Genomic DNA, 10,855 nt, shown 5'->3' with positions numbered 1-10,855 from the left:
GGATTTTTCGATCTGTCCGGTCCATTGAGAAGAATCTTCCAGTATTTGTATGTTGGTGGGGAATATACGAAAGAAAATGCCCCGACGGAATCCGTAATCTTTCTGCACACCAAGACAACACATAAGGAAGATTCAAGTGGCAATCAGTGTGCTGACGGCGTTCTGGGCCGTGTCGTTGCTGTTCGTGATCACCCCAGGTGCGGACTGGGCGTATGCCATCTCCGCGGGCATGCGCGGGCGCTGGGTGATGCCTGCGGTGGCAGGCATGTTGTCGGGGCACTTCCTGGCAACCCTGGTGGTGGCTGCGGGCGTGGGCAGCCTGCTCGCTGGGCACCCGCTGGCGCTGATGTTGCTGACGCTGGCGGGCTGTACCTACTTGCTGTGGCTGGGCGGCAACCTGCTGCTGAGCCCGGGTGTGCCGCAGGCGGGGCAGGACGGCGTGGGGGACTCCGGTTCGCGCTGGGCATTGAAGGGCTTTTGCGTGAGTGGGCTGAACCCGAAGGTGTTCCTGCTGTTTCTTGCCCTGCTGCCGCAATTCACCGACCCACACTCCAGCTGGCCCGTGCCGCTGCAGATCCTGTTGCTCGGGCTGGTGCACCTGTGCAGCTCGCTGGTGATCTATTCGCTGGTGGGCTATGGCGCCAAGGCCGTACTGAGCACCCGGCCTGGGGCGGCGAAGATGGTCGGGCGGGTATCGGGCCTGGCCATGATCGCGGTGGCCCTGGGGCTGATTGCCGGGCAGTTGGGCTGAACCTACCGGCGCTGACGTGGCTCGGATACACTTGCCGCTTCTCTTCGCACAGCCAGGATGTGCCCCATGCCCGAAACCGCCCAACTGCTGACATTCGCGCTGATCTGCCTGGGCATGGTGCTGACGCCCGGGCCGAACATGATCTACCTGATTTCTCGCTCGATCTGCCAAGGCCGTAACGCCGGCTTGATATCCCTTGGCGGCGTGGCCTTGGGCTTCGTCATCTATATGCTCTGCGCGGCGCTGGGCATCACCGCGCTGGTGATGGCGGTACCGTTTGCCTATGACGTGCTGCGCATCGGCGGCGCACTGTACTTGCTGTACCTGGCCTGGCAGGCGCTGCGGCCTGGCGGTAGCTCGCCATTTCAGGTACGTGAACTGCCTGCCGACAGCCCGCGGCGGCTGTTCACCATGGGTTTTGCCACCAGCCTGCTGAACCCCAAGATTGCGGTCATGTACCTGTCGCTGATGCCGCAGTTCATCGAGCCCGGTCACGGCAGTGTACTGGTGCAGTCGCTGGTGCTGGGCTGCACGCAAATCGCGATCAGCGTATCGGTCAATGCGCTGATCGCCGTGATGGCCGGTTCCATCGCCGTGTTTCTCGGTGGCCGGCCCGTGTGGCAGCAGGTTCAGCGCTGGCTGATGGGCACCGTACTGGCCGGCCTTGCCCTGCGCATGCTGGCCGAAGGGCGCCGCTGAACAACCGCTGATTTCTGTGGAACGAACCGTTGATTGCAACGCTCCTATCGTAAGATGGATAGCAAGGTGCCCGGGGCTTCCCAGACATGAACCTGTTACAGCAACGCGATGCGCACACTCCGCCACTGCATTTTCTGCTCAACGGCGGCACCATCGGTGGTCTGCTGCAGTCGATGGACTGGAGCAGCTCGCCGCTCGGCCCCCCCGAGCACTGGTCGCCCCACCTGCAGGCGGTAATGGCTACATTGCTGCCGGCCCAGGCGCAGTTCGTGCTGTTCTGGGGCGAAACTTACGTAGCGCTCTACAACGATGCCTATGCACCGACCATTGGTACCAAGCATCCCCAGGCACTGGGGCGCCCGGCTGAGGACAACTGGCGTGAGCTGTGGGACGACCTTGAGCCGCTGCTGCGTGGCGTGCGTGAAACCGGCCAGACGTTTTCAGCCAAGGACCGCCCGTTCTATATAGAGCGTCGCGGCCTGGGTGAGACCGTGTACTTCGATGTCTCCTATTCCGCCGTGCGCGAAGCCGATGGCAGCGTTGGCGGGGTGTTGTGCCTGGTGACTGAAACCACCGAACGGGTTCGTTTCCAACAGCGCCAGGCTTTTTTGCTGGAGCTGGGCCGCACCTTGCCTGGGCTGGGTGAAGCGGAGCGTATCGAAGCCTATGTGGTGGCACGCCTCGCCCAGCACCTGGGGGCGACGCAGGTGTGTTTCGGCGAGGACCTGGGCGACGGCACAGGTTACAAGGTTGCGCATGACTGGGCTGATGGCCTGCCTTCGAGGGTCGGCCAGCACCGCTACGCCACCTACGGGGCATCGCTGCGTGAGCAGTTGGCGGCGGGCAAGGTGGTACAGCAGGCTTATGACAGCGCATCGGCGCCGCTGAGCGGCCTGTGTAGCACGCTGCATGTGCCGGTGCTGCGCGCCGGCCGCCTGGAAGCCATGCTTGCCGTGCACTTTCACACGCCACATCACTGCTTCGAAGACGAGTGCCAACTGGTCGAGGATGCCGCCAAGCAAGCCTGGGCGGCCATTACCCATGCCCGTGCAGAGCGTGCCCTGCACCTGCTCAACGAAAGCCTGGAGGAGCGCGTCGCGGCCGTGCTGGCCGAGCGCGAGGCGGCGATTCTGCAACTGCATGAAGCGCACAAGCTGGAGATGATCGGCCAGTTGACCGGTGGCATCGCCCATGACCTCAACAACATGCTCACGCCGATCATTGCCTCCTTCGAATTGATGCGTCGGCACCCGCAATCCGAGCGAGCTCCCCGCTTGATCGACGGTGGCCTGCAGGCCGCCGAGCGGGCGCGCAACCTGGTGGGGCGCTTGCTGAGTTTCGCCCGTCGACAAACCCTCAAGCCACAAGCCGTGTCGCTGGCTGCCTTGGTGGAGGACATGCGCGAACTTATGGCGCGCTCGCTTGGGCCGACCATTGCCGTGCAGGTGCAAGTCGACCCGTTGCTGCCCGCCGTGCTGGTCGATCCGCATCAACTGGAGCTGGCGCTGCTCAACCTGGTGGTCAATGCCCGCGACGCCATGGCCGGCGGCGGTGCCCTGAGCATCGTCGCCGGGCTCGATGCCGACGGCCCGCCGAACCCGATGGGCATGACGGCCGCGCCGCTGGCCTGGCTGCAGGTTCGCGACAGTGGTAGCGGCATGAGCGATGAGCAGCTGCGCCGCTGCATCGAGCCGTTCTATTCCACCAAGGGCGTGGGCAAGGGCACCGGCCTTGGCTTGCCGATGGTGCAGGGGCTGGCGGTGCAGTCGGGCGGCGGCTTCGCGATTCGCTCGCAGCAGGGGGAGGGGACTGTGGCCACGCTGTGGTTGCCGATCAGCGATGTCGCCGCGGTTGGCCGTGACAGTGACAGTGCAGAGGCGCCACTGGCCGACCGTGCCAGCCGAATTCTGTTGGTGGACGACGAGGAGATCGTGCGCCATGCCACGGCCTTGCAGTTGCGCGACCTGGGTTACGAGGTGTGCGAAGCGAGCAGTGCCGCGGCAGCGCTGCAGCGGGTGGAGCAGGGCTGGCAGCCGGACGTGCTGGTGACAGACCACGTCATGGCCGACATGACCGGGGTGCGTTTTGCCCAACAGATGCGCGAGCGCCAGGCTGACCTGCCGGTGTTGATCATCACCGGCTATGCCAACCTTACACCCCGCGAGCTCAAGGGCTTCGAGGTGTTGCGCAAGCCGTACCGGCGCGCCGAGCTGGCGCAGAGTGTGGCGCGGTTGCTGGCCGCCCCGCGTTAGCCGCTGTTCAGCTTCCCAGCACCTTGGCCAGCATCTGGCACACCTGCTCGGCCGAGTACGGCTTGGCCAGGAAGGTAAAGCCCTGGTGGCCGCCTTCGGCAATCGCATCGCTGTAGCCCGAGGTGAGGATCACCGGCAGTTGCGGGCGTTGGCGCCGCAGTTCGCGGGCCAGCGCCAAGCCCCCCATGCCGGGCATGAGCACATCGGAAAACACGGCATCGAAATCGCCCGCCGGGCCGGCCAACAAGGCCAGCGCTTCCTCTGCCGAATTTGCCCAACTGATCCGGTAGCCGTGGTCCTCGAGAATCTGCGCGGTGAACGTGCAGAGGTCGGGGTTGTCCTCCACCACCAGTATCCGCCCTCGGGCCTTGCCGACCTCGGGTTGGGTGGGGGCGGCGGTGACGTCGGCCGGTTCGGCAGGCGGGGCCTCTTGCGGCAGGTACAGGGTGAACGTTGTGCCTTCGCCCTCGACGCTGACCACGGCCACATCGCCACCGGACTGCTTGGCGAAACCGAACACCTGGGACAGGCCAAGCCCGGTGCCTTCACCGGGCGCCTTGGTGGTGAAGAAGGGGTCGAAGATGCGATCGAGCAACTGCGCGGCAATACCGACGCCGCTGTCGACCACCGAAATGGCCGCAAACGTGCCCGCCGGCGCAGGCTGACCACGCAGCGCGGGCATGCGCTGATCGGCCAACAGGTGCAGACGCAAGGTGCCTTCGCCGGCCATGGCATCGCGGCCGTTGAGCATCAGGTTGATCACCGCCGTTTCCAGTTGGCTGAGGTCGGCGCGGATATGGCAAGGCGCGTCGGGCAGTTGCAGTTCCACCTTGATACGCGCCCCGGTGGCGGTATCGAGCATCTCGGCCATGGCCTCCAGGCGGGGCCCGGCCTCGAACACTTGCGGGCTCAATGCCTGCCGGCGGGCGAAGGCGAGCAACTGGCCGGTCAGTTTGGCGCCCCGGTCGACGGTGTCGGCCATGGTCTTCAGGTAACGTTCGCGACGGCTTTGCTCAAGGTCGGGGCGCTGCAGGAAGTGCAGCGACGAGCGGATGATGGTCAGCAGGTTGTTGAAGTCGTGCGCCACGCCACCGGTGAGCTGGCCGATGGCTTCAAGCTTCTGCGCTTGGCGCAAGACGGCTTCGGTGTGCAGCAGTTGGCTGGTGCGTTGGTCGACGCGCTGTTCCAGCGTGGCATTGAGCGCCTCCAGCGCCGCCATCGCCTCGCGCACTTCGGCATGGGCCTGGACCCGCTGGATATGCGACCAGCAGCGCTCGGTCACCTCGCCGATCAAGCGCAGCTCGTAGCCGGTCCACACCCGGGGCGCCTTGTCGTGGATGGCCATCAGTGCGGTCAGGCGGCCGTCCTTGATCAGCGGCATGCAGATGGTCGCGGTGATGCCGATGGCCTGGAAGGTCGCCGCTTCTTCGGCGGCCAGTTCGCTGAGGTTGTCGTTGATGACCAACGGCTCGCCAGCGCGCAACTGGCTGACTGCCAGACGGCCGAAGTCGGCCAGGCGGTATTGGCCAATCAACCGTGGCGAACCGGCTGCCACGGCGTCGCCACAGATGTTGAAGCCATCCTGGTCGGCATCCATGACCGCGTAGGCGCAGCTGGAAAGCTGCAGGTGCTCGACCAGCATGCGCGTGGTGATGGCCATGATCCGCTCGGGGTCGGTGGCGTTGGCCACCTCGCGGCCCAGGCCGTCGAGGAAGTTGAGGCGCTGGCTGTTGACCACGCTGGTGGTGGTTTCGGTCACGGTGTCGAGCATGCCCAGCACGCTGCCGTCCTCGCCACGGATGGGGCTGTAGCAGAAGGTGAAATAGGCGCGCTCGGGGCCACCGTTTCGGTCGATGACCAGCGGGAAGTCTTCGATGAACACCGCTTCACCGGCCAGGGCGCGGTCGGCCATGGCGCCGATCTCGCCCCAGGCTTCCTGCCACACCTCGCTGAACGGGCGGCCCAGGGCCTGTGGCTTGCTGCCGAGAATCTCGGTGAAGGCGTCGTTGTAGAGGGTAATCAGCTCATTGCCCCATAGCACTGCCTGCGGGAAGCGCGAGCCCAAGCACAGTGCCACCGTCGTCTTGAGTACGCTGGGCCATGCCTGCAGCGGGCCAAGTGGGGTGCTGTGCCAATCATGCTGGCGGATGTGTTCGGCCATCAGCCCGCCGCCATCTAGCCATTTCGCCATGTGCTCTGCCGATCCTTTTGCCTGGGAGCATAAGGGTGCACCGAGAATGGCCAATTGGCGAGGCCTTTATGTCGCCTGGTTCGGCCTTTTCGCGGGGCAAGCCCGCTCCCACAGGTGCCCCTCTGCATTCGGATTCAAAGGTGGCCTGCGGGAGCGGGCTTGCCCCGCGAAAGGGCCGGACCAGGCTCAGCGAATAAAGTGCACCTTGCCGGTATCGTCGTTGCCCATGTAGATGCCGTAAACCCCCGCCTGGCGCTCAAGAATGTAGCGCTCTAGAATCTGCCGGATCGCCGGATAGTAGATTTCGTCCCAGGGGATTTCCCCCGGTTCGAAGAACTTGTAGGCCAGGGTCTCCGGCCCGAACTGCCCGGTCTCCTGGGTGGCGATGGCGCGGAAGATGATGTACACCTCGCTGATCTTGGCCACGCTGAAGATCGAATAGGGCGAGACGATTTCGGCGTGCACGCCGCTTTCTTCCCACACTTCGCGCAACGCCGCCTGCTCGGTGGTTTCGCCTGCTTCCATGAAGCCTGCAGGCAAGGTCCAGGTGCCAGGGCGCGGCGGGATGGCGCGCTGGCACAACAGGTACTTGCCATCGCGCTCGATGATGCAGCCGGCGATGATCTTCGGGTTGATGTAATGGATGTAACCGCAGGCGGTGCAGCGCAGGCGTTCGTGGGTGTCGCCTGTGGGAACGCCCCGAGCCAGTTCCGTGGTGCAGTGCGGGCAGTAGCGCGGGGCGTTGGGCATGGTCAGCGGCCTATGCGGGGTTCTATACGGGGTTCTTTGAGGGCCAGGGGCTCGACCATGTCGCGCACCTTGGTGTTGTCATCCTGCTTCTGGCGCAGGTAGTCCAGGGCTACCTTGGCGGCAGCGCGGACGTGATCGACCGAGGCCTGGTGGGCAACCAGCGGGTCGCCGCCCTTGATCGCCTCGACGATCTTTTCCATCTCCCGGTTGCTGGCACCCCGGCGGTTCTCTTGCGAGACCGAGGTGGCACGCAGGTAGCTGATGCGTGCCTGCAACTGGCGCAGCTGCTGGGCGGCGACCTGGTTGCCGGAGCCTTCCAGCAGCACGTCGTAGAAGCCTTGCACCGAGTCGAGCACCTGTTGCAGCTCGCCTTCTTCCAGCGCTTCGCGGTTGACCTCCAGCGCGCGTTCCAGGGCGCGGATGTCCTTGGCCTTGGCATTGAGCGTGAACAGCTGGACGATCAGGCCTTCGAGCACGCAGCGCAGCTCGTAGATATCGCGGGCATCTTCCAGGGTAATGATTGCCACGCGCGGGCCTTTGGCATCGGCGAATTCGACCAGGCCTTCGGATTCCAGGTGGCGCAGCGCTTCTCGCACCGAGGTACGGCTGACCCCGAGGCGGTCGCAGAGGTCGCGTTCTACCAGGCGGTCACCCGGCAGCAGATGGAAGTTCATGATCGCGGCGCGCAGCTTGTCGAGCACGATTTCGCGCAGGGTAACGGGGTTGCGGTTGACCTTGAAGCTGTCGTCGAGTGGCTGGCGTTTCATCAGGTGCGCTCTTTATGAGGCTGTTGCGCCAACATCGCGGAGTGCCTGGAACCTTGGCACTCCTTGCAGTGGTTCGAACAGCCCGTTGTTAACGGGTTGACTCCGCATCGGCTTCGGCGAACGCTTCGCGGGCCAGGCGGAAACTGTCCACCGCCGCGGGTACGCCGCAATAAATGCCGACTTGGAGCAGGATCTCGCGAATCTGTTCACGGCTCAGCCCATTACGCAATGCGCCGCGGATATGCAGCTTGAGTTCGTGGGGCCGGTTGAGCGCGGAAATCATGGCCAAGTTTATCATGCTGCGCTCTTTGAGCGACAAGCCATCGCGGCCCCAGACATGGCCCCAGCAGTACTCGGTGACCAGCTCCTGCAGCGGTTTGGTGAACTCGTCGGCGTTCTGGATGGAACGGTTGACGTACTCCTCGCCCAGCACCTGGGTGCGGATCTGCAGGCCTTTCTCGTACTTTTCGTTGCTCATGCACTGTACTCCGGAAGAAAACAGGGGCCGCTACCGAGGGTGAGGCGATAGCGCGGCCCCTAAAAGCAGGACGGTCGGTGTCTGTCAGCCAAGTGGCGGCAGGGCGCCCAGCTTGCCCCGGTGATAAACCATCGGCGTCACCGGCGCAGCCGGCAGCACCAGGTTCTTCACCGCGCCGACGATGATCGCGTGGTCACCGCCGTCGTACTCGCGCCACAGTTCGCACTCGATGATCGCCGTGGCCTTGGCCAGCAACGGGTTGCCCAACTCGCTCAGGTGCCAGTCGATGCCTTTGGCTTTCTCCTTGCCCTTGCCGGCAAACGCATAAGCCTCGGCAGTCTGGTCGGCAGACAGCAGGTGAATGGCGAACTGCTTGCTGTCACGCAGGATCGGGTAGGTGTCGGAGGCGTAGTTGGGGCAGAACAGCACCAGCGCCGGCTCGATCGACAGCGCGCTGAACGCGCTGGCGGTGATGCCGACGATGCCGCCGTCGGCGTCCAGGGTGGTGACCACCGTAACGCCGGACGGGAACGAGCCCATCACGTCTTTGTAGATGCCTGGTTCGATCATCTCGTGCTACCTCTCAACGCATCACAAACGGGTCGGGCATGGGCGCGGTGGACAGGTTGATCCACACGGTCTTCAGCTCGGTATAGGCCAGCACCGAATCGATGCCGCTTTCACGGCCGTAGCCGCTGTTCTTGAAACCACCGATCGGCGCCATGGCCGAGACCGCGCGGTAGGTGTTGACCCAGATGATGCCCGAGCGCACGTCGCGGGCCAGGCGGTGGGCGCGGCCCAGGTCGCGGGTCCAGATGCCGGCGGCGAGGCCGAACTGCGAGTCGTTGGCGATTTCCAGGGCCTCTTCCTCGGTCTTGAAGCGGATGACCGCAGCCACCGGGCCGAACACCTCTTCCTGCATGATGGTCATGGCGTTGCTGTCGCACTCGAACAGGGTCGGCTCGTAGAACCAGCCGTCACCCTCGACCTCGGCACGCTTGCCGCCCAGGTGCAGCTTGGCGCCTTCGGCCTTGGCCGCGGCGACCAAACCTTCGACCACGGCCAGTTGCTGGGCGGTGGCCATCGGGCCCATTTCACTGGCCTCGTCCTGCGGGTTGCCGATGCGGATGCGCTTGGCACGCTCGACCAGGCGGGCGACGAACTCGTCGAAGATCTCGTCCTGCACCAGCAGGCGCGAGCCGGCCACGCAGCTTTGCCCGGAGGCGGCATAGATGCCGGCCACGGCGCCGTTGATGGCGCTGTCCAGGTCGGCGTCGGCAAAGATGATGTTCGGCGACTTGCCGCCCAGCTCCAGCGACAGCTTGGCGAAGTTCTCGGCGCTGCTGCGCACCACGTGGCGGGCGGTGGCGGCGCCGCCGGTGAAGGCGATCTTGCGCACCAGCGGGTGGCGGGTCAGCGCCGCGCCGGTGCTTGGGCCGTAGCCGGTGACCACGTTGACCACGCCCGGCGGGAAGCCGGCCTCATGGGCCAGGCGAGCCAGTTCGAGGATGGTCGCCGAGGCATGTTCGGACGGCTTGAGCACGATGGTGTTGCCGGCGGCCAGGGCCGGGGCCAGCTTGATCGCGGTCAGGTACAGCGGGCTGTTCCACGGGATGATCCCGGCGACCACGCCGATCGGCTCGTGCACGGTGTAGGCGAACAGGTCCGGCTTGTCCAGCGGCAAGGTGCCGCCTTCGAGCTTGTCGGCAAGGCCTGCGGTGTAGTGGAAGAACTCTGGCAGGTAGCCGACCTGGCCGCGGGTTTCGCGGATCAGCTTGCCGTTGTCACGGCTTTCCAGCTGGGCCAGGTGCTCCTTGTTCTCGGCGATCAGGTCACCCAGGCGGCGCAGCAGCTTGCCGCGCGCGGTGGCGGTGATGCTGCGCCAGGCTTTGCTGTCGAACGCGCGCTGAGCGGCCTGCACGGCCAGCTCCACATCGGCTTCGTCGGCGTCGGGCAGTTGCGCCCAGGCCTGGGCGGTGGCCGGGTTGAGGCTGTCGAAGGTCTTGCCGCTCTGGGCATCGAGCCATTGGCCGTCGATGCACATCTGGAAACGTACGAGGGTCATGCAACAATCCCCTTGGCGGATTCGGTGAGGGTGCGGGCTTGCTTGAGGAAGTCCAACAGCATCTTGTTGACTTCACGCGGTGCTTCCACCGGCATCATATGCCGTTGCTCGGCGAGGACCACGCTGTGCGCGCCCGGAATGCTGGCGGCAAGCTGGCGGGTCATGGCCGGGGTGGAGCCCGAGTCGAGTTCGCCGGTGGCGATCAGCGTCGGCACCTGGATACTGCCCAGGTCGCTGGCGCGGTACATGTCCTGGGTGGCGAACAGCGAATAGGTGGTGTGGTAGCCCTGCGGGTCGTTGCTCGCCAGTACCTGGCGAATGGCGGCGACCTGGGCCGGGTTGGCGGCCTTGTATTCGCGGCTGAACCAGCGGTCGAGGGCGGCGTCGACGTTGGCGTCGGGGCCCAGTTCTGCAGCCTGGGCGGCGCGGGCAATTACCCCGGCACTTTGCTCGGGGGTGCGGTTGAACACGCTGTTGAGCACCACCAGCGCCGCCAGCCGCTGCGGGTAGGCGAGGGCGAAGGCGCGGGCCACCAGGCCGCCCATGGAGAAGCCGATCACGGTTGCCTGGGCAATCTGCAGGTGGTCGAGCAGCTCGGCGAGTTGGGCGGCGTAGCCGTCCAGGCTGGTGTCGGCGGCTGGCAGCGCGCTCTGGCCGTGGCCTAGCATATCGTAGGCGATGACGCGGTAGTCGTTGGCCAGGCCAACGAACTGACCACCCCACATTTCTTTATTCAGGCCCACGCCGTGGATCAGTACCACAGCCTGGCCCTGGCCTTGAACCAGGTAACTGGTCCCGGCCGGTGTACGTTCAGCGACAGGCTGAATCATGGAGGGCGCTCCTTGAAGGTCGGGCGCGGCGGGTAAGCACGCCACGCCCCGGCCCGTCTTGGTTGTTGTTAT

General features: G+C 65.2%; 10 protein-coding genes. 3 read left to right on the top strand and 7 right to left on the bottom strand.

Annotated elements, in window-relative coordinates; all coding sequences use genetic code 11:
* Positions 1 to 136: 136 nt before the first annotated feature.
* From NP534_RS22970 to NP534_RS22960, 3 genes are all read left to right on the top strand, one after another.
* Positions 137 to 751, top strand: coding sequence for a LysE family translocator (locus tag NP534_RS22970; protein ID WP_047583884.1), 615 nt, complete (start codon positions 137 to 139; stop codon positions 749 to 751).
* Between the two features lie 66 nt (positions 752 to 817).
* Complete coding sequence (locus NP534_RS22965) at positions 818 to 1,450, top strand: LysE family translocator (RefSeq protein ID WP_033697315.1); 633 nt, start codon at positions 818 to 820, stop codon at positions 1,448 to 1,450.
* 86 nt (positions 1,451 to 1,536) lie between these two features.
* Positions 1,537 to 3,702: a response regulator gene (locus NP534_RS22960; protein WP_274100216.1), complete on the top strand. Its 2,166-nt coding sequence runs from the start codon at positions 1,537 to 1,539 to the stop codon at positions 3,700 to 3,702.
* Between the two features lie 7 nt (positions 3,703 to 3,709).
* On the opposite strand, the gene NP534_RS22955 is transcribed toward NP534_RS22960, so the two are convergent.
* The 7 genes from NP534_RS22955 to NP534_RS22925 all read right to left on the bottom strand — a co-directional run bounded on the left by NP534_RS22955 (position 3,710) and on the right by NP534_RS22925 (position 10,783).
* On the bottom strand, positions 3,710 to 5,893 hold the full coding sequence (locus NP534_RS22955) for a response regulator (RefSeq protein WP_274100215.1): 2,184 nt from the start codon (positions 5,891 to 5,893) through the stop codon (positions 3,710 to 3,712).
* 186 nt (positions 5,894 to 6,079) lie between these two features.
* Positions 6,080 to 6,643: an NUDIX hydrolase gene (locus NP534_RS22950; RefSeq protein ID WP_033697318.1), complete on the bottom strand. Its 564-nt coding sequence runs from the start codon at positions 6,641 to 6,643 to the stop codon at positions 6,080 to 6,082.
* A gap of 2 nt (positions 6,644 to 6,645) precedes the next feature.
* Positions 6,646 to 7,410, bottom strand: a complete 765-nt coding sequence (locus NP534_RS22945) for a GntR family transcriptional regulator (RefSeq protein ID WP_033697319.1) — start codon at positions 7,408 to 7,410, stop codon at positions 6,646 to 6,648.
* Positions 7,411 to 7,498: 88 nt separating this feature from the next.
* Positions 7,499 to 7,888 carry a carboxymuconolactone decarboxylase family protein gene (locus NP534_RS22940; protein ID WP_033697320.1) on the bottom strand — a complete coding sequence of 130 codons (390 nt, stop codon included), beginning with the start codon at positions 7,886 to 7,888 and terminating at the stop codon, positions 7,499 to 7,501.
* 84 nt (positions 7,889 to 7,972) lie between these two features.
* Positions 7,973 to 8,458: a flavin reductase family protein gene (locus tag NP534_RS22935; protein ID WP_033697321.1), complete on the bottom strand. Its 486-nt coding sequence runs from the start codon at positions 8,456 to 8,458 to the stop codon at positions 7,973 to 7,975.
* Positions 8,459 to 8,471: 13 nt separating this feature from the next.
* The gene (locus tag NP534_RS22930; protein ID WP_047583887.1) at positions 8,472 to 9,953 is read right to left on the bottom strand and encodes an aldehyde dehydrogenase; all 1,482 of its coding nucleotides are present in this window, start codon (positions 9,951 to 9,953) and stop codon (positions 8,472 to 8,474) included.
* On the bottom strand, positions 9,950 to 10,783 hold the full coding sequence (locus tag NP534_RS22925; protein WP_274100214.1) for an alpha/beta fold hydrolase: 834 nt from the start codon (positions 10,781 to 10,783) through the stop codon (positions 9,950 to 9,952). Before NP534_RS22925 ends, NP534_RS22930 begins: the two co-directional genes overlap by 4 nt.
* Between the last annotated feature and the right edge of the window lie 72 nt (positions 10,784 to 10,855).

The sequence above is a fragment of the Pseudomonas sp. 39004 genome (genome assembly GCF_028682155.1).
Classification (GTDB): domain Bacteria; phylum Pseudomonadota; class Gammaproteobacteria; order Pseudomonadales; family Pseudomonadaceae; genus Aquipseudomonas; species Aquipseudomonas capeferrum.
Note: the sequence above shows the minus strand (reverse complement) of the source record. Positions and strands in the feature narration are given on the sequence as shown.